At 63.9% G+C, this 18971-nt stretch carries 14 protein-coding genes; 8 read left to right on the plus strand and 6 right to left on the minus strand.

Going from position 1 to position 18971, the window contains the following annotated elements:
• The first annotated feature begins 602 nt into the window (after positions 1 to 602).
• The 8 genes from ACP691_RS20160 to ACP691_RS20195 all read left to right on the plus strand — a co-directional run bounded on the left by ACP691_RS20160 (position 603) and on the right by ACP691_RS20195 (position 11445).
• Positions 603 to 1991: a polynucleotide adenylyltransferase PcnB gene (locus tag ACP691_RS20160; RefSeq protein WP_426153608.1), complete on the plus strand. Its 1389-nt coding sequence runs from the start codon at positions 603 to 605 to the stop codon at positions 1989 to 1991.
• Complete coding sequence (gene folK / locus ACP691_RS20165; protein ID WP_426153610.1) at positions 1988 to 2485, plus strand: 2-amino-4-hydroxy-6-hydroxymethyldihydropteridine diphosphokinase; 498 nt, start codon at positions 1988 to 1990, stop codon at positions 2483 to 2485. The genes ACP691_RS20160 and folK overlap by 4 nt, the downstream gene beginning before the upstream one ends.
• Positions 2486 to 2697: 212 nt before the next feature.
• Entirely contained in the window at positions 2698 to 3498 is an 801-nt protein-coding gene (panB, locus tag ACP691_RS20170) for a 3-methyl-2-oxobutanoate hydroxymethyltransferase (RefSeq protein WP_426153612.1), read from the plus strand.
• Positions 3495 to 4364, plus strand: a complete 870-nt coding sequence (gene panC / locus ACP691_RS20175) for a pantoate--beta-alanine ligase (protein WP_426153614.1) — start codon at positions 3495 to 3497, stop codon at positions 4362 to 4364. The genes panB and panC overlap by 4 nt, the downstream gene beginning before the upstream one ends.
• A gap of 195 nt (positions 4365 to 4559) precedes the next feature.
• Positions 4560 to 6224, plus strand: a complete 1665-nt coding sequence (gene pgi / locus ACP691_RS20180; RefSeq protein WP_426153616.1) for a glucose-6-phosphate isomerase — start codon at positions 4560 to 4562, stop codon at positions 6222 to 6224.
• A 32-nt stretch (positions 6225 to 6256) separates the two neighbouring features.
• Positions 6257 to 7129 (plus strand): oxygenase MpaB family protein, encoded by an 873-nt coding sequence (locus ACP691_RS20185; protein WP_426153736.1) that lies wholly within the window; start codon positions 6257 to 6259, stop codon positions 7127 to 7129.
• Positions 7130 to 7225: 96 nt separating this feature from the next.
• On the plus strand, positions 7226 to 8407 hold the full coding sequence (locus tag ACP691_RS20190; protein WP_426153618.1) for an acetyl-CoA C-acetyltransferase: 1182 nt from the start codon (positions 7226 to 7228) through the stop codon (positions 8405 to 8407).
• A gap of 92 nt (positions 8408 to 8499) precedes the next feature.
• Positions 8500 to 11445 (plus strand): DUF748 domain-containing protein, encoded by a 2946-nt coding sequence (locus ACP691_RS20195; protein ID WP_426153620.1) that lies wholly within the window; start codon positions 8500 to 8502, stop codon positions 11443 to 11445.
• 191 nt (positions 11446 to 11636) lie between these two features.
• On the opposite strand, the gene ACP691_RS20200 is transcribed toward ACP691_RS20195, so the two are convergent.
• The 6 genes from ACP691_RS20200 to infB all read right to left on the minus strand — a co-directional run bounded on the left by ACP691_RS20200 (position 11637) and on the right by infB (position 18949).
• Entirely contained in the window at positions 11637 to 11990 is a 354-nt protein-coding gene (locus ACP691_RS20200; protein WP_426153622.1) for a BON domain-containing protein, read from the minus strand.
• Between the two features lie 258 nt (positions 11991 to 12248).
• Positions 12249 to 14357 carry a polyribonucleotide nucleotidyltransferase gene (pnp, locus tag ACP691_RS20205; RefSeq protein ID WP_040259365.1) on the minus strand — a complete coding sequence of 703 codons (2109 nt, stop codon included), beginning with the start codon at positions 14355 to 14357 and terminating at the stop codon, positions 12249 to 12251.
• Between the two features lie 230 nt (positions 14358 to 14587).
• Positions 14588 to 14857 carry a 30S ribosomal protein S15 gene (rpsO, locus tag ACP691_RS20210; protein ID WP_040259364.1) on the minus strand — a complete coding sequence of 90 codons (270 nt, stop codon included), beginning with the start codon at positions 14855 to 14857 and terminating at the stop codon, positions 14588 to 14590.
• A 109-nt stretch (positions 14858 to 14966) separates the two neighbouring features.
• Positions 14967 to 15884: a tRNA pseudouridine(55) synthase TruB gene (gene truB, locus ACP691_RS20215; protein WP_426153625.1), complete on the minus strand. Its 918-nt coding sequence runs from the start codon at positions 15882 to 15884 to the stop codon at positions 14967 to 14969.
• A 2-nt stretch (positions 15885 to 15886) separates the two neighbouring features.
• A complete protein-coding gene (rbfA, locus tag ACP691_RS20220; RefSeq protein ID WP_040259362.1) occupies positions 15887 to 16294 on the minus strand; it encodes a 30S ribosome-binding factor RbfA in 408 nt (135 codons plus the stop codon).
• Between the two features lie 123 nt (positions 16295 to 16417).
• Complete coding sequence (infB, locus tag ACP691_RS20225; RefSeq protein WP_426153627.1) at positions 16418 to 18949, minus strand: translation initiation factor IF-2; 2532 nt, start codon at positions 18947 to 18949, stop codon at positions 16418 to 16420.
• Positions 18950 to 18971: the final 22 nt, after the last annotated feature.

Here is an 18971-nt window from a genome sequence, read left to right on the forward strand (position 1 = left end):
AAACAAAGGATTTTTAAAAGTTGGCACAGCATCTGCAATATCTACGGTACAAGAACAAGAAAAAGCGCAAACCCATAATAAAAACAACATGAATCGGCTCACGCATAACAAGAACAAGACGGCATGAGGCGTAGCTAACTGATTCTTTTGAAGAGGTATCGTTACGGGATTTTCCCGCAACCAGGCCGAGAACAATAAAAACTGCGATCGAGCAGTGCCTGAACTGGTTGGACCCTAGGGTCAGCAATACGGCGTTCAAAGCAATCCGTTTGCTCTTGGCTCCCCCTTTGGGAGATGCTCCCAGGCAATGCCTGGCGGGCCGGGCACACAACAAAAACAAAAGCCCAAGCGAGAACAAGAACGAGCAGGCAACGACTTCCTGGGGAGCTACGGCTCCCCTTGTCGTTTCCGGGTGATGCACATTGTTCCGCCCACCATACCCTTCGCTGCGGCAGTTAGCGAAGCCTGATGGCCCGGTATCGGGCGATCACATTCGCCAGCTTCGCTGGCTCCTACACCATCCCGTCACTAAATGCTAGAATCCCCGCCCATTATGCGGTCAATCTTGGTATGGCCGATCATTCCTTCATACAGTGCATCCCATGCTGAAAAAGCTGTTCCAGTCTTTTCGTCCTCCGGCCCGCCAGGTCCATCATCAACGAAGCACCCCTGAAGTGCTCAACAGCGGCGCCCACGGCCTGCAACGCCATCAGTTCAGCCGTCATGCGGTCAGCATCGTCGAGCGCCTGCAGCAAGCGGGCTACCAGGCCTACTTGGTGGGCGGTTGCGTACGCGACCTGCTGCTGAACCTGCCGCCCAAGGATTTCGATGTGGCTACCAGCGCCACGCCCGAGCAGATCCGCGCCGAATTCCGCAACGCCAGGATCATCGGCCGTCGTTTCCGGCTGGTGCATATCCAGTTCGGTCGCGAAATCATCGAAGTGGCCACTTTCCGCGCCAATCATCCGGAAGACGACGCCACCACCAGCCGCCACTCCTCGCGCAACGAGAGCGGTCTGATCCTGCGCGACAACGTCTATGGCAGCCTGGAAGAAGACGCCCAGCGGCGCGACTTCACCATCAACGCGCTCTACTACGACCCGGTCAGCGACCGCATCCTGGACTACGCCAACGGCGTGCACGATGTGCGTAACCGCCTGGTCCGCCTGATCGGCGAACCGCGGCAGCGATACCAGGAAGACCCGGTACGCATGCTGCGTGCCGTGCGCTTCGCCGCCAAGCTGGACTTCGGAATCGAGCGCCACACGGTGCAGCCGATCCGGGAAATGGCCACGTTGCTGCAAGGCATTCCCGGTGCCCGCCTGTTCGAGGAAGTGCTCAAGCTGTTCCTGTCCGGGCAGGCGGCCGATACCTTCGAAATGCTGGTGGACCTGAACCTGTTCGAGCAGATGTTCCCGGCCAGCGCCCAGGCCCTGGAAGACACGCCGTCCTATACCCATACCCTGATCCGCAATGCCTTGGTCAACACCGACCTGCGCGTGCAGGAAGGCAAGCCTGTCACGCCTGCGTTTCTGTTCGCCGCGCTCTTGTGGCCTGCTCTTCCGGCCCGCGCCCTGGCCCTGCAAGGCCGCGGCCTGCCGCCGATCCCGGCCATGCAGGAAGCGGCCCACGAGCTGATCGCCGAACAGTGCCAGTTCATCGCGATCCCGAAACGCTTTACCTTGCCCATCAAGGAAATCTGGGACATGCAGGAACGCCTGCCACGGCGCAATGGCAAGCGCGCCGACGTACTGCTGGACAACCCACGTTTCCGGGCCGGGTACGACTTTCTTCTGCTACGCGAAAGCGCGGGAGAGCAAACCGATGGGCTGGGCCAATGGTGGACGGACTACCAGGAGGCCACTGACAGCGAACGGCGGGTCATGATCCGCGACCTCGGTAATCGGGACGAGGCCTCCCCCTCGGCTGGCCCGGCGCGCAAGAAGCGCCGCAACAACAGCCGTCGCAAAGGCGACAGCTTCGCCGAATGAGTGCTCCGGAACGGGTGTTCATCGGGCTGGGTAGCAACCTGGCCGAGCCCACCGAACAACTGCGCCAGGCACTGGACAGCCTGCGCCGGTTGCCCGCTACCCAATGGGCCGGGGTCTCCGGCCTGTACCTGAGCGATTCCCTGCTGCCCGGGCAGCCTCGCTACAGCAACGCCGTGGCCGCCCTGGACACGACCCTCGCCCCGCTGGCCTTGCTCGATGCGCTGCAACGAATCGAGAACGAGCAAGGACGTGTGCGCGCCGAACGCTGGGGGCCGCGCACCCTGGACCTGGATATCCTGTTGTTCGGCGAGCGCCTGCTGGACGAACCGCGCCTGCGGGTTCCTCATTACCAACTGCACCTCAGGCCATTCGTGCTTTACCCCCTGGCAGAACTGGTACCCGGCGATTTCACCCTGGCCGACGGCCGGGCACTGAGCGAGCTGCTGCGCGCCTGCCCCTTCCGAGGGCTGGAGCGGGCTGGCGAGCTGGCGTAACCTCGCGGTAACACCAGGTAACGCCATCGTGGACCACAATTGACTTCCCACGATGGCGTCACGACTATAGGCGGCCCGTCGGCCCCGCCGAAGGGCACCCACCGATAGCGAATGCGGCTGCCCTGCCTGTCCGCCCGCGCGGATACCCGCTTCGTTACCGAGATACACGTGTTGCCCTCCCGCCTTGGGAGGCTCACCGAGGATATGAATTCATGCCAGAGATCACCCTGACCACCCTCCAGAGCCTCAAGGCCAAGGGTGAAAAAATAACGATGCTGACCTGCTATGACGCCACCTTCGCTCGCGTGGCCAGCGAGGCGGGTGTCGAGGTGCTGCTTATCGGCGACTCTCTGGGCATGGTCCTGCAAGGCCACGACAGCACCCTGCCGGTCAGCAACGCGGACATGGCGTACCATACCGCCTGCGTCAAGCGCGGCAATGCCGGGGCACTGATCCTGGCCGACCTGCCTTTCATGGCCTGCGCCACTCTCGAACAGGCCTTTGCCAACAGCGCCGCGCTCATGCAGGCCGGAGCCCATATGGTGAAGGTGGAAGGCGCAGCCTGGCTGGGCGAAACCATCCGCCTGCTGGCCGAACGTGGCGTGCCAGTGTGCGCGCACATGGGCCTTACCCCACAATCGGTCAACGTACTGGGTGGCTACAAGGTACAGGGCCGCCTGGAAAGCCAGGCCCGGCAGATGCGCGCGGATGCCATCGCCCTGCAGGATGCCGGCGCGGCCATGATCCTGCTCGAATGCGTGCCCAGTGAACTGGCCGCAGAGATCACCCAGGCCGTGCGCGTGCCGGTGATCGGCATCGGCGCCGGCCCGGCGACCGACGGCCAGGTCCTGGTATTGCACGATATGCTGGGCCTGTCGCTGACGGGCCGGGTACCAAAGTTCGTGAGAAATTTCATGGCCGACCAGGCCGATGTCCCCGGCGCCCTGCGTGCCTATGTCAGCGCGGTCAAAGACGGCAGCTTCCCTGCCCCTGAACACGGATTCAATGCATGAACACAGTCAATACGGTGCAGGAACTGCGCGCCGCGGTGGCCGCGGCCCGGGCGCAAGGCAAGCGTGTCGGGTTCGTCCCGACCATGGGCAACCTGCACAGCGGGCATGTGGCTCTGGTCACCGAGGCGCGCCGGCGCGCCGACTTCGTGATCGCCAGCATTTTCGTCAATCCGTTGCAGTTCGGCCCTAACGAAGACCTGGACAGTTACCCTCGCACTCTGGCAGCGGACCAAGAGAAGCTGGAGCAGGCCGGCTGCGACCTGCTGTTCGCCCCTTCCGTGGCACAGATGTATCCCGGCGGCACCAGCGTGCAGACCCGTGTCAGCGTGCCGGAGTTGTCCGAGGAGCTCTGCGGCGCGAGCCGGCCAGGGCACTTCGAGGGCGTGGCCACTGTGGTAAGCAAGCTGTTCAATCTCGTCCAGCCTGATCTGGCTGTGTTCGGCCAGAAGGACTACCAGCAGCTGGCGGTGATCCGCGCCATGGTGCGGGACCTGAACATGCCTATCGAGATCGTCGGCCAACCCACGGTGCGAGCCGACGACGGCCTGGCACTGTCCTCGCGCAACGGTTACCTGAGCCCCGAGCAGCGGCAGATCGCGCCCGCCATCTACCAGAGCCTGAACACCATCGCCCGGGCGCTGGAAGCCGGTGAGCGTAACTTCCAGGCACTGATGAGCGAACAGCGCAAGCACATCGTCGACAGCGGCATGCGCCTGGACTACCTGGAGATCCGTCATGCCGACACCCTGCGCGCCGCCGCGCCGGGTGATCGCGAACTGGTGGTCCTGGCCGCCGCCTACCTGGGCAGCACGCGCCTGATCGACAACCTCAGGGTAAGCCTGGAGGTCGCGCCGTCCGCGGGCTGATCCGCCCTGGCCCGAAGGCCGCCACAAGATAGTATGCAAACCCCTTCGCGTAGGCGCAGACAAGGCGTCGCGCAAGGGGTACCGTGAGCGCTGAGCACAGATTCGCCCCATCGCACCGGGGGCCGAAAATGCGAAGCAACCGCCCGGACTCCCAAAGGTCCAAGAGGCTGAACAAGTAAAAGGAAACTTGCAGAGATGGCGTACTACCGCAATCCTCACGACGTGACCGCCCTTCCCGCCTGGCAGGCGCTGAGCGAACACCGCGCAGCCATGCAGCAGTTCAGCATGCGTGAAGCCTTCAATGCCGACCCCACGCGGTTCGATGACTTTTCTCTCAGCGCCTGCGGCCTGTTCCTCGACTACTCGAAGAACCTGATCACCCAGGAAACCCAGGACCTGCTCGTCGCCCTGGCCAACGAGGTCAAGCTCTCCGAAGCCATCAAGGCCATGTTCGCCGGCGAGATCCTCAACGCCTCGGAAGGCCGCCCTGCCCTGCACACGGCCTTGCGTCGCCCCATCGGCGACAAGCTGAAGGTCGCCGGCACCAACATCATGCCAGAGGTGCACAAGGTGCTGGGGCAGATCACCGAACTGGTGACTCGCATCCACGACGGTCTCTGGCGCGGTTATACCGAAAAGCCCATCACCGACGTGGTGAACATCGGCATCGGTGGCTCGTTCCTGGGCCCGCAGCTGGTCTCCGAGGCCTTGTTGCCGTACAGCCAGAAAGGCGTGCGCTGCCACTACCTGGCCAATATCGATGGCAGTGAATTCCATGAGCTGTCGGCCAAGCTGCGCGCCGAAACGACCCTGTTCATCGTCTCCTCTAAATCCTTCGGCACCCTGGAAACCCTGAAGAACGCTCAGGCTGCTCGTGCCTGGTACCTGGCCCAGGGCGGCTCCGAAGCCGAACTGCATCGCCACTTCATCGCGGTATCGAGCAACAACGCCGCGGCGGTGGCCTTCGGCATCCGTGAAGAGAACATCTTCCCCATGTGGGACTGGGTCGGCGGCCGCTACTCGCTGTGGTCAGCCATCGGGCTACCGATCGCGCTGTCCATCGGTACCGCCAACTTCAAGGAACTGCTCTCCGGCGCCCACACCATGGACGAGCACTTCCAGACCGCGCCCTTCGACAGCAACATGCCCGTGCTGCTGGCCTTGCTGGGCGTGTGGTACGGCAATTTCTGGGGCGCGCAGAGCCACGCGATCCTGCCGTACGACCACTACCTGCGCAACATCACCAAGCACCTGCAACAGCTGGACATGGAGTCCAACGGCAAGAGCGTGCGCCAGGACGGCTCGCCGGCCACCACCGACACCGGCCCGGTCATCTGGGGTGGCGTGGGCGCCAACGGCCAGCACGCCTACCACCAGCTGTTGCACCAGGGCACCCAGCTGATCCCGGCGGACTTCATCGTGCCCGTGGTGAGCTTCAACCCGGTGGCCGACCATCACCAGTGGCTGTTCGCCAACTGCCTGTCCCAGAGCCAGGCCCTGATGCTGGGCAAGACCCGCGCCGAGGCCGAAGCCGAGCTGCGCGCCAAGGGCATGCCCGAAGCGGAGGTGCAGCGCCTGGCGCCGCACAAGGTCATTCCGGGCAATCGCCCGAGCAATACCCTGGTGGTGGAGCGCATCAGCCCACGCCGCCTGGGCGCGCTGGTGGCCATGTACGAGCATAAGGTATTCGTACAAAGCGTGATCTGGGGTATCAACGCCTTCGACCAATGGGGCGTGGAGCTGGGCAAGGAACTGGGCAAGAACGTCTACCAGCGCCTGATCGGCGACGTGGAAGAACCGGCCGAGGACGCCTCGACCCAGGGTCTGATCAACTTCTTCCGCAGCCGTCACCGCGGCTGATCCGGCTGGAGTGAGCCCGGGGCATGGCTGTGATCGAAGCCGTTCGCCAGCGCATCGAGCACCAGGTGCTGGGCTTGACCGGCCTGGCCCTGGGCCAGCTCGACCTGCGCAACCCACCGGGCGACCCGGGCCTGTTCGGGCCGGCGTCCATCTGCTGGCAGGTGCACGGGGACTTCACCGCCATGATGATCGGCGGCATCCGTGCCCTGCTCTTGCAGATGCTCCACCCCTTGGCATTGGCCGGGGTGTGGGACCATTCCAATTTTCGTGACGACATGCTTGGCCGGCTGCGCCGCACCGGGCAGTTCGTCTCCGGCACTACCTATGGCTCTACCCAGGATGCCAACTGGCTGATCGACAAGGTCCGCGCCATCCATGCCCGGATCACCGGGGAACTGGCCGGGCAGCCCTATGCCGCCAGCGACCCGGCCTTGCTGACCTGGGTCCATGTAGCCGAGGTCAGCAGCTTTCTGGCCGCCCATCTGCGCTACCGCAACCCAAGCCTGAGCCTGGCGGAGCAAGACCGCTACTACGCGGAAATCGCACTTGTCGCCGAGCGGCTCGGGGCGCGGGAAGTGCCACGTTCAGTGGATGAGGTGCAGGCCTATCTGCAGCGCATGCGCCCTGCCTTGCGCTGCGACGAGCGTACTCGCGAGGTGGTCAGGCTGTTGCGAGAGGCGCCGGCGCCCAGCCGCCTCGCGCGGCCCATGGGTCAGCTGATGCTCAACGCAGGCATGGCTCTGCTGCCGCCCTGGGCGGCCGCGCTGCTCGAGCTGCGCCAGGGGCCTCTGAGGCGAGCCATGATCGACCTGGGAGTAGGCTGCACCGCGCCCTTGCTGCGTTGGGCCGTGCGCGACGGTTCGGCTCATCGCGCGCGCCAGCGCATGGGCCTGGCCACCCGATAGCGCGTGGCGCGCGCAAATATGCCAACATGCGCTGTCTTGCAGTCTTCCCGGCTCGCCCCTGGCGACCGACACCAATAACAAAGAGGATCGAAGCGCATGAAAGACGTGGTCATCGTTGCCGCCACCCGGACTCCGGTGGGCAGTTTCCAAGGGGCCCTGGCAACTGTCCCGGCCGTTGAGCTGGGCGCGACTGTCATCCGCCAGTTGCTCCAAACCACCGGGCTGGACCCAGCCGAAGTCGATGAAGTGATCCTGGGCCAGGTGCTCACCGCCGGCGTGGGGCAGAACCCGGCGCGACAGGCGTCGATCCACGCGGGCCTGCCTGTCGCGGTCCCGGCCATGACCTTGAACAAGGTCTGCGGCTCCGGCTTGAAGGCCTTGCACCTGGGCACCCAGGCCATTCGCTGCGGCGATGCCGACGTCATTATCGCCGGCGGCCAGGAAAGCATGAGCCTGGCCAACTACGTACTGCCTGGAGCCCGCACCGGCCTGCGCATGGGCCATGCCAGCCTGGTGGATACCATGATCAGCGACGGCCTGTGGGACGCCTTCAACGACTACCACATGGGCATCACCGCCGAGAATCTGGTCGAGCAATATGGCATCAGCCGCGAGGACCAGGACACCTTCGCCGCGGCCTCCCAGCACAAGGCCGCCGCGGCGATAGAGTCCCAGCGGTTTCGCAGTGAGATCACGCCAGTCAGCGTCCCGCAGCGCAAGGGTGAGCCGGTGCAGGTGCTCGATGACGAGCAACCTCGCGCGGGTACGACGGTGGAATCCCTGGCCAAGCTCAAGCCAGCCTTCAAGAAGGACGGTACCGTTACCGCCGGCAATGCATCGGCCCTCAACGATGGCGCCGCCGCGGTGATACTGATGAGCGCGGAAAAGGCTGCCGCCCTGGGCCTGCCGGTGCTGGCCAGGATCGTCGCCTATGCCAACGCAGGCGTGGACCCGGCAGTGATGGGCATCGCGCCGGTCAGCGCCACCCGTCGCTGCCTGGAGAAAGCCAACTGGGCGCTGGAGGACGTCGACCTGATCGAAGCCAACGAAGCCTTCGCCGCGCAGGCCCTGGCCGTTTCCCGCGAGTTGGGCTGGGACATGAACAAAGTCAATGTGAACGGTGGCGCCATTGCCCTGGGCCACCCGATCGGTGCCTCCGGTTGCCGGGTGCTGGTCACCTTGCTGCATGAGATGATCCGCCGCGACGTCAAGAAAGGCCTCGCCACGCTCTGCATCGGCGGCGGCCAGGGGGTCGCCCTGGCGATCGAGCGCCCCTGAGGCCTTGCCCTGCCCGGTCGCCAGGGCCGGGCAGGGAACCCGACGGCCGCGATAGACTCCAACCCACCTTTGACTGAACAAGCGAAGCGAAGATGCCCAAGGGATTGCTACGGGTCGGTATTGGCACGGCCATCGCCGTTGCGCTCTACAGTCTGCTGGGGTTCTGGCTGGTACCCGTGGTGGCGTTGCATGTGGCCAACCAGCAACTGGTGGCCCTGAGCACTGGCCCGGCTCATCTGCGGCAAATCCGCTTCAACCCCTACACCATGGAAGTAGAACTGCTAGGGCTGCGCCTGGGAGACTCCGGCAACCCGCAGGTAGGTTTCGAGCACCTGCGCGCCGACCTGCAGGTGGACAGCCTCTGGCGGCGTCAACTGCATCTGGCCACCCTGGACCTGCAAGCGCCCCGGCTCGAGGTACTGATTGGCACCGACGGCAGCCTGAACCTCAGCCGTCTGTTCAAGCCCAGCGAGTCGGCGGCCAAATCGCCAGAGGCCGACGCTCCGCCTTTTCCGATCACGGTAGACCTGCTCACGCTCAGCCAAGGGCATGTCCATTTCCGCGACGCTCGTGCCCAGGCGCCTGTGGAGTTCACCTATGACGCCCTCGACTTCGAGCTTCGCCACCTCACTACCCTGCCCAAGGGTGATGCGCAAATGACCCTTACCGCCCGCGGCCCGCTTGCCGGCCAGCTGCGCTGGAACGGGCGTTTCGGCCTGTTCCCGTTCACCTCCAGCGGTCACCTGGATCTGACGGATGCGCCCTTGGAAACCTGGTGGCCCTACGTGCAGGCAGCGGCTCCCTTGAAGCTCGAACGTGGCAAGCTGAGCGCCAGCCTCGACTATGAAGTCGATCTGGCGCGGCAAGCACAGGTCAGGGTCAGCAAAGGCAGCCTGAGCCTGTCCGGGTTCGGCCTGGCCAGCACCCAGGGCGATCCCTTGCTGCGGCTCGACACGCTCAAGGTCGAAGGCGCGGCTTTCGACCTGGCCGCGCGCCGGGTCGCCCTGGCGGGGGTCACGGCAGACAGGCTTGAAACCTGGGCCAGCCGCGCAAGCGATGGCCAGCTGAACTGGCAGAAGCTCTTCGCCTCACCCAAACCAGAACCGGAACCGGAACCCACGCCTTCGACAACCACCGCGGCCACACCGCCTGCCTCGCCATGGCGCATCAGCATGGCCCAGGCCGTCATCAGCGCTGCCCGGGTACACCTGGCAGATCAGGCGGCCACGCCACCGGTGGCCCTGGAGCTGGCCCCGCTGAACCTTCGGCTGGAGGGGTATGACAGCGCCAGCACACAGCCGCTGTCCGTGAGGCTGGACACCGGCGTCGGTCGGCAAGGGCAGCTCAAGGCCGAGGGAACGTTGGGGCTGCAGCCAGTCGGCGCTCATCTGGCGCTGAGCACAAAAGATATCGACCTGCGGGTGGCCCAGGCCTATATCACGCCTTACATGCGCCTGGAGCTGCGTAGCGGCATGCTTGACAGTGACCTGGCCGTGGACCTTACCAATACCGCGCCCCTGGCCTTCAAGGTAACCGGCCAGGCCCGGGTTAATCAGCTGCATACCCTGGACACACTCAAGTCCAGGGATTTCGTGCGCTGGGTCAGCCTGACACTGGATGGCTTGAACTATGAACATGACAAGGGCCTGAACATCGCCCAGATCAGCCTCGACCAGCCCTATGCGCGCTTCATGATCAACGAGGACCGCACCACCAACATCGATGACATGATCGTTGCCCAGCCTCAGGACGCCAGCGCAGCGCCGGCGTCCAAGGGTAGCGATAAGCATCCCGAACAGACGCGTCAGAAGACGAGCACCGAGGGCAAGCCCCTGGCGGTGCGCATCGGCGGGGTTCGCTTCAACGACGGCTCGGCCAACTTCGCGGACTTCAGCCTGACCCCCAATTTCGCCACGGCCATTGGCCAGCTCAACGGCAGCATCGGCACCCTGGACAACAGCAAGCCACTGGCGGCGCGAGTAGACGTCAAGGGCCGGGTGGACCGTTACGCGCCCGTCACCATCGAAGGTAGCCTGATGCCCTTCGACCCGTTGAGCAGCCTGGATATCAGCACGCAGTTTCGGCGAATGGAGTTGACCACCCTGACGCCCTACTCTGGCAAATTCGCCGGCTACCGCATCCGTAAGGGCCGACTCGACCTGGACTTGCATTACCGTATCGAGAAGGGGCAGCTCACAGCGGCCAACAACCTGGTGATAGAAGGGCTGGAGCTCGGCGACAAGGTTGAAAGCCCTGACGCGGTCAACTTGCCCCTCAAGTTGGCGATCGCTCTGCTCAAGGACAGCCACGGACGTATCTCCCTCGCCTTGCCAGTTTCCGGCGACCTGAACAACCCGCAGTTCAGCGTGATGCCCGTGGTGTGGCAAACCTTGCGCAACCTGCTGGTGCGCAGCGTGCAGGCGCCTTTCAGGCTGTTGGGGCATCTGGTGCCCGGAGGCGGTAACGAGGACCTGGGCACCATCGGGTTCGCGCCGGGCAGCAGTGAGCTGGACGCCCAGGCGCAAGCGGACTTGCTGAAGGTAGCGGCCGCACTCGGGCAAAAGCCGGAGCTACGCCTTGAAGTAGAGGGTGCCAGCGCCGCCGGCAGTGACGGTCATCTGATAGCGCAACAGCGGCTGGACAGGGAGTACCGTGCCCTTTACTACAAGCTGCTGCAACAGCGAGGTGAGAAAGTCCCGGCGCAGGCAGCCCAGTTGACGGTGCCCGAGAGCGAGAAACCCGCGTTGCTGGAAGGTATTTACCGCGCTCGGCTTAAACAGCAGCCTCCCGCGCAATGGACATCGCTCTCTGAAGACGCTCGCCAGGCGAAGCTCCAGGCCGCCGTAGTGGACTCGTGGCGCGACAGCAATACGCTGCTGCGCCAACTGGGCCAGGCCCGGGCCAGCAGCATCAAGGACTTCCTGGTCAGCCAGGGCAAGTTGTCGGATGAGCGTGTCTATCTGATCGACGCCAGGCTAGGCGAAGCCGCCGCCGATGGACGCGTGAACAGCCTGCTTCATCTGGATGTTGCCCAATAGCCGTCCGTTAGGCATTACAGGGCAGTATGCAGGAAGCGGCAGAGCCGACAGGCGGGGCTCGCGAAAGCCGCCAACCCGCACTCGGGAGCTGCGCTCCCTTCCTACCATGTGGGTGAACTTCCACCGGTTGAACTGCACCCATAACGAAACCCCCGCACATGGCGGGGGTTCTGGTCCGTGGAAACCCGGGCTTATTCGGACTTTAGGCCATCAGCCGACACAGCTTTCACGCCTTTGATGTTCTTGGTGATGCGCACCGCGGTTTCTTTCTGCGACTTGCTCAGCACGCTGGTGGACGACAGGGAAACCACGCCCTTGTTGGTTTCGACCTTGATGTCGGTGCCTGGAATGCCTTTCTCGGTAACCAGGTCGGACTTGACCTTGGTGGTGATCCAGGTGTCAGAAGTCGCTTCCTTGGCTTGCTCTACTTCACCCGCCGCCAACATCATCGGAGCAGCGGCTTGAGTGGTCTGGGCGAATGCAACGTTGGTCAGGCCCATAGCCAGGACCGAAGCAGCGGCAGCAGCGATAGCGAACTTTTTCATGGGAGTCACTCCTGTTCTTTTGGGTAACCCGTAGCCTCTTGGCCACTGAGTGACTGTAATGTTGCAGGGCGCATGCCAACGTTTCGCTTAGAAATAAAGCCTTGTTTTTCAATAACCTACGCGATCTAGTGGGTAAGCGCTATCGTGCATCCTGCATGGGAACCTGTAAATTTGCGTGCAAGTTGCAGTTACGTGAACGGGATGCCCAATAAAAAACCCCGCCGAGGCGGGGTTCTCTACAGCCGTATCGCCTGGGCTTTACACGCCCGACGCTTCAGCGGCAGGTACGTCCTTGATGGACAGCTTGATCCGACCGCGGTTGTCCACGTCCATGACCAGTACCTTCACTTCCTGGCCTTCCTTGAGTACGTCGGTGACCTTCTCCACGCGCTGATCGCTCAGCATGGAGATGTGCACCAGGCCGTCCTTGCCAGGCAGGATGTTGACGAAGGCACCGAAGTCCACGATGCGCTCGACCTTGCCCACGTACACCTTGCCGATCTCGGCTTCGGCGGTGATGCCCAGCACGCGCTGGCGAGCCGCTTCCGCGGCTTCCTTGGTTTCGCCGAAGATCTTGATCGAACCATCGTCTTCGATGTCGATGGACGCCTTGGTTTCTTCGCAGATCGCACGGATGGTCGCGCCACCCTTGCCGATCACGTCGCGGATCTTGTCGGTGTCGATCTTCATGGACAGCATGGTCGGTGCGTTGGCGGACAGCTCCGAACGCGACTGGCCGATCACCTGGTTCATCTGGCCGAGGATGTTCAGGCGCGCTTCCAGGGCCTGGCCCAGGGCGATTTCCATGATCTCTTCGGTGATGCCGTTGATCTTGATGTCCATCTGCAGCGCGGTCACGCCCTTGGCGGTACCGGCTACCTTGAAGTCCATGTCGCCCAGGTGGTCTTCGTCACCCAGGATGTCGGTCAGTACGGCGAACTTGTCGCCTTCCTTGACCAGGCCCATGGCGATACCGGCTACCGGCGCCTTCATCGGCACGCCGGCGTCCATCAGGGCCAGGGAAGCACCGCACACCGAGGCCATGGAGCTGGAGCCGTTGGATTCGGTGATTTCCGAGACCACGCGGATGGTGTACGGGAATTCGGAATCGCTCGGCAGCATGGCCTGCACGCCACGACGGGCCAGGCGGCCGTGGCCGATCTCACGACGGCCGGCGCCGCCCATGCGACCACACTCGCCAACCGAGAAGGGCGGGAAGTTGTAGTGCAGCATGAAGGCGTCTTTCTTCTCGCCTTCGAGGGTGTCGAGCAGTTGGGCATCGCGCGCGGTGCCCAGGGTGGCGACCACCAGGGCCTGGGTTTCGCCACGGGTGAACAGCGCGGAACCGTGGGTCTTGGGCAGTACGCCGACTTCGATGTTCAGCGGACGCACAGTGCGCGTGTCACGGCCGTCGATGCGTGGCTTGCCGTTGACGATGTTCTCGCGAACGGTGCGGTATTCCAGCTCGCCGAAGATTTCCTTGACCTCGGCCGCGCTCGGCGCGCCTTCGGCATCAGTGGCGAAGTGAGCGACGGCCTGGTCGCGCAGCTGGCCCAGGCGGTTGTAGCGGTCCGCCTTGAGGGTGATGGTGTAGGCGTCGGAGATGGCTTCGCCGAACTGGCCACGAACGGCGGTGAGCAGTTCGGTGTTGGCCGCTGGCGCCTGCCATTCCCAGGTAGGCTTGCCGGCTTCGGCGGCCAGTTCCTTGACGGCCTGGATCACGACCTGGAATTCGTCATGGGCGAACAGAACCGCGCCCAGCATCTGGTCTTCGGTCAGTTCGCGCGCTTCGGATTCCACCATCAGCACGGCGTCGGAGGTACCGGCCACCACCATGTCGAGGCTGGAAGCAGCCAACTGCTCGTAGGTCGGGTTCAGCAGGTAGCCGGTGCTCTCATGGAAGGCCACACGGGCAGCGCCGATCGGGCCTTCGAACGGAATACCGGAGATGGCCAGGGCAGCGGAGGTGCCGATCATGGCAGCGATGTCCGGATCGGTCTTCTTGCTGGTGGACACCACGGTGCACACCACCTGGACTTCATTCATGAAGCCTTCAGGGAAAAGCGGGCGGATCGGACGGTCGATCAGACGCGAGGTGAGGGTTTCCTTCTCGGAGGGGCGGCCCTCACGCTTGAAGAAGCCACCCGGGATCTTGCCCGCGGCGTAGGTTTTTTCCTGATAGTGGACCGACAGCGGGAAGAACCCCTTGCTCGGGTCGGCCTGCTTGGCGCCAACGACGGTCACCAGCACGGTCACGTCGTTGTCGACGGTGACCAGCACGGCGCCGGTGGCCTGGCGGGCGATACGGCCCGTTTCCAGGGTTACGGTCGATTGACCGAACTGAAACTTCTTGATTACCGGGTTCACGGCTTCCTACCTTCCATTGCTCTTGGGGGAAATCTTCGAAACGAATGCTTGGGCGCTATCGGGATTCGGCCCGTTCAACGTCCGGATAAAACTTGAGGCTGGAAACCCGCCCCCGAGCACAGGCTCGGCGAGGCGGGCTGCCAACCTCATTGAGTCGCACGGCCCCGGCCATGGCAGCGCTGGAAGCGCCCCCATGGCCAGTGCCGGGCTCACCACTGGCAGGGCCGCTATCAGCGACGCAGGCCCAGGCGACCGATCAGGGCGCTGTAGCGAGTGGTGTCCTTGCCCTTCAGGTAGTCCAGCAGCTTGCGACGCTGGTTGACCATGCGGATCAGGCCACGACGGGAGTGGTGGTCTTTGCCGTTGGCCTTGAAGTGGTCCTGCAGCTTGTTGATGTTGGCGGTCAGCAGGGCAACCTGGACTTCCGGGGAACCGGTGTCGCCAGCAGCTTGCTGATATTCACCAACGATACGAGCTTTTTCTTCAACGCTAAGTGCCATGAGGCATTCTCCAGTTCAGGGAACCGCGAACGGTTCCAATAGGCCAGGGACCAGCCCTGTCGTTTAATAAGAGGAATGACCGCGCCTACTGACAGCCACCCTCGTTCGATCATTCAGACCGAATCAGTCTACGTGGCGCAATGCGCCCGTCTTCGCTCACTTCACCGATACCGATGAAGCGGCCATTGTGATCCTGTACCCGGACCATCCCAAACGCGGGGGCCTCGGGAGCGCGAACCGGCTGGCCATGCAGCCAGTAAAACGCGCTGTGCTCGGAGAACCGAAGCAGTGGCCAATCCTGAAGGCCGCTGTCGGCGGGCATCAGGAAGCGGTCCAGCGCCTCGCTGCCGCCTTCGGCATGGGCCTGCTCGAGCGCCTCGAGAGTCACCGTCTGCGCCAGGGTGAAAGGCCCGGCCTGGGTGCGCCGCAGTTGCGCCACGTACGCCCCGCAACCCAACCGCTCGCCGATATCCTCCACCAGTGTGCGAATATAGGTGCCCTTGCTGCACCGAACCGCCAGGGTAGCCCGGGTGTTCTCGACGCCTAGCAACTCAAGGCTGCCAATAGTAACAGAACGCGCCTCACGCTCCACTACTTCCCCCGCCCGGGCCAGCTTGTACAACGGCTGTCCGTCGCGCTTGAGCGCCGAATACATCGGCGGAACCTGCTGGATAGGGCCACGGAACGCTGGAAGCAGCGCCTCGATGTCCGCGCGACCGACGGTCACTTCACGTTCCTGCAACACCTCCCCTTCGGCGTCTGCCGTGGTGGTGGTCTGCCCCAGCTGCATCACCGTCTCGTAGCCCTTGTCGGAATCGAGCAGGTACTGGGAAAACTTGGTGGCCTCGCCGAAGCACAGCGGCAACACACCGGTGGCCAATGGGTCGAGGCTGCCGGTATGGCCGGCCTTCTCGGCGTTGAGCAGCCAACGCACCTTTTGCAAGGCCGCATTGGAGGTAAAGCCCTGAGGTTTGTCCAGCAGGATGATGCCGCTGACGTTACGACGGATACGCTTGACCTGTGCCACGTTCAGTCCTCGTTCGCGTCATTGGCCGTGGGTGAAGCCGGCGCATGCTGGCTGTCTTCGGCAACGGCGCGCTCGATCAGGGCCGACAAGTGGGCGCCGCGGGCGACGCTTTCGTCGTAGTGGAAATGCAGCTGGGGCACGCTGCGCAGTTTCATCTCACGGCCCAGCTGGGCGCGCAGGAAACCGCCGGCGGCGTTGAGCACCTTCACGCTCTGAGCGATGTGCTCAGGGCTCTCGTCACCGAGCACGGTGATGTAGACCTTGGCGTGGCCAAGATCGCGAGTGACGTCCACCGCGGTGATGGTGACCAGGCCCACCCGCGGGTCCTTGACCTCACGGCGGATCAACTGGGCCAGCTCGCGTTGCATCTGGTCACCGATGCGTTGGGTACGGCTATATTCTTTTGCCATGGCAGAACTACCTGTATCGGCCACCCGCTTCGCGGATGGCTTGAAAGCGGCAAACGCCCGGCCCGGCGAGAGGCCGAACCGGGCGTTGCATGAGGGAGCACGAAGCTCCCGGCCTGAACCAGCTTAGAGCGTACGGGCCACCTGGACCTTCTCGAACACTTCGATCTTGTCACCGACCTTGACGTCGTTGTAGCTCTTGACGCCAATACCGCACTCCATGCCGGCACGCACTTCGGACATGTCGTCCTTGAAGCGGCGCAGCGACTCGAGCTCGCCCTCGAAGATCACCACGTCCTCGCGCAGTACGCGGATCGGGCGATTGCGGTGTACCACGCCCTCGATCACCATGCAGCCGGCGATCGCGCCGAACTTCGGCGAACGGAACACGTCGCGCACTTCGGCGATACCCAGGATGTTCTCGCGGACATCGCTGCCAAGCATGCCGGTAAGGGCCTTCTTGACGTCTTCGATGATGTCGTAGATCACATTGTAGTAACGCATGTCGAGGCCTTCCTGCTCGACGATCTTGCGAGCGCCGGCATCGGCGCGCACGTTGAAGCCGAACAGTACCGCGTTGGAGGCCAGCGCCAGGTTGGCATCGCTTTCAGTGATGCCGCCGACACCGCCGGCCACGACCCGTACCTGGACTTCTTCGTTGCCCAGGCCGCCGAGGGCGCCCTGCAAGGCCTCCAGAGAACCACGCACGTCGGCCTTGAGCACGATGTTGAGGGTTTTCTTCTCTTCCTGGCCCATGCTCTCGAAGATGTTCTCGAGCTTGCCAGCGTGAGCGCGGGCCAGCTTGACCTCGCGGAACTTGCCCTGACGGAAGAGCGCCACTTCACGGGCTTTCTTCTCGTCGGCCACCACGCTCAGCTCGTCGCCGGCATCCGGGGTGCCGTCCAGGCCGAGGATCTCGACCGGAATCGACGGGCCTGCTTCCTTAACCGGCTTGCCGTTTTCGTCCAGCATCGCGCGGATGCGGCCGAAGTTGGAACCTACCAGCACCATGTCGCCCTGACGCAGGGTACCGTCCTGTACCAGCACGGTGGCCACCGGGCCACGGCCCTTGTCCAGGCGGGACTCGACCACCACACCGCGACCAGGGGCCGCCGGGCTGGCCTTGAGCTCGAGCACTTCGGCCTGGAGCAGGACAGCTTCGAGCAGCTCGTCGACGCCGGTACCCATCTTGGCGGATACCGGGACGAAAGGCGTGTCACCGCCCCACTCCTCGGAGGTCACGCCATGCACCGACAGCTCGCTGCGGATGCGGTCCAGGTCGGCGCCCGGCTTGTCGATCTTGTTCACGGCAACCACCAGCGGCACGCCAGCCGCCTGGGCATGCTGCACTGCTTCGATGGTCTGTGGCATTACGCCGTCATCCGCCGCCACCACCAGGATGACGATGTCGGTAGCCTTGGCACCACGGGCACGCATCGCGGTGAACGCGGCGTGGCCCGGGGTATCCAGGAAGGTGACCATGCCACGCTCGGTTTCCACGTGGTAAGCGCCGATGTGCTGGGTGATCCCGCCTGCTTCGCCAGCGGCGACCTTGGCGCGACGGATATAGTCGAGCAGCGAGGTCTTGCCGTGGTCGACGTGACCCATGACGGTGACCACTGGCGCGCGGGCCACGGTTTCACCTTCATAGCGCAGCGATTCGGCCAGGGATTCTTCCAGGGCGTTGTCGCTGACCAGCTTGACCTTGTGGCCGAGTTCTTCGGCGACCAGCTGGGCGGTATCCTGGTCCAGTACCTGGTTGATGGTGACCGGCGTGCCCAGCTTGAACATGAACTTGACCACTTCAGCGCCCTTGACGGACATCTGCTGGGCCAGGTCGGACACGGTGATGGTCTCGCCGATCACCACGTCACGGACCACCGGCCCGGTCGGGCTCTGGAAGCCATGCATGTTGCGCTTCTTGAGCTTGGACTTGCCACGGCCACCGCGGCGGAAGCCATCGCTCTCTTCGTCCGTGGTACGCGGCGCGGCGCGCGGCGTGGGCGCCTTTTCCTTGACGGTAGCGCGGTGCGGCTGGCCCTTGCGCTCGCCACGACGGTCGTCATCGCCACCGGCACGGGCTTTGTCGGGACGGCGGGCGTCTTCACGCTTGCGCACTTCGACAGTCTGGGTAGGCACGGCCGGGCGCTCGACGGCGCCACGGTTTTCGGCGGCGCGTGGCGCGGCAGCGGGCGCGGGCTCCGGCGCCTCGACAGCCGCGGGCTTGGCGGCCTCGACCACGGGCGGTGCCTTGCGGGCTTCTTCCTCGGCGCGAGCGCGGGCCTGCTCCTCGGCCTTTTCCCGAGCGGCGTTTTCGGCAGCGCGGCGCTCTTCGAGCTCACGACGCTGCGCGGCTTCGATCTCTTCGGGGCTCTGCTTGACGAAGGTTTTCTTCTTGCGCACTTCGACACTGATGGTCTTGCTGCCAGCAACACGCAAGGTGCTGGTGGTTTTGCGCTGCAGGGTAATCTTGCGGGGTTCTTCCACTTTTGCCTTGTGACTGCTTTTCAGGTGCGCCAACAGCGCTTGTTTTTCGGTATCGGTCACAACCTGGCCAGCGTCGGTATGCGGCAATCCCGCCTCACGCATCTGTTGCAACAGGCGCTCCACCGGTGCGGCGACCTCTTGGGCCAGTTCTTTCACCGTGACTTGCGTCATGCACTTCTCTCCTCAGGCCGCG

This window comes from Pseudomonas sp. DC3200b2 (assembly GCF_049895785.1).
Lineage (GTDB): Bacteria > Pseudomonadota > Gammaproteobacteria > Pseudomonadales > Pseudomonadaceae > Aquipseudomonas > Aquipseudomonas massiliensis.

Coding starts and splice junctions, on each gene's coding strand:
- ACP691_RS20160 (WP_426153608.1), top strand. CDS start 603: ATGCTGAAAAAGCTGTTCCAGTCTTTTCGTCCTCCGGCCCGCCAGGTC.
- folK (WP_426153610.1), top strand. CDS start 1,988: ATGAGTGCTCCGGAACGGGTGTTCATCGGGCTGGGTAGCAACCTGGCC.
- panB (WP_426153612.1), top strand. CDS start 2,698: ATGCCAGAGATCACCCTGACCACCCTCCAGAGCCTCAAGGCCAAGGGT.
- panC (WP_426153614.1), top strand. CDS start 3,495: ATGAACACAGTCAATACGGTGCAGGAACTGCGCGCCGCGGTGGCCGCG.
- pgi (WP_426153616.1), top strand. CDS start 4,560: ATGGCGTACTACCGCAATCCTCACGACGTGACCGCCCTTCCCGCCTGG.
- ACP691_RS20190 (WP_426153618.1), top strand. CDS start 7,226: ATGAAAGACGTGGTCATCGTTGCCGCCACCCGGACTCCGGTGGGCAGT.
- ACP691_RS20195 (WP_426153620.1), top strand. CDS start 8,500: ATGCCCAAGGGATTGCTACGGGTCGGTATTGGCACGGCCATCGCCGTT.
- ACP691_RS20200 (WP_426153622.1), bottom strand. CDS start 11,990: ATGAAAAAGTTCGCTATCGCTGCTGCCGCTGCTTCGGTCCTGGCTATG.
- rpsO (WP_040259364.1), bottom strand. CDS start 14,857: ATGGCACTTAGCGTTGAAGAAAAAGCTCGTATCGTTGGTGAATATCAG.
- rbfA (WP_040259362.1), bottom strand. CDS start 16,294: ATGGCAAAAGAATATAGCCGTACCCAACGCATCGGTGACCAGATGCAA.
- infB (WP_426153627.1), bottom strand. CDS start 18,949: ATGACGCAAGTCACGGTGAAAGAACTGGCCCAAGAGGTCGCCGCACCG.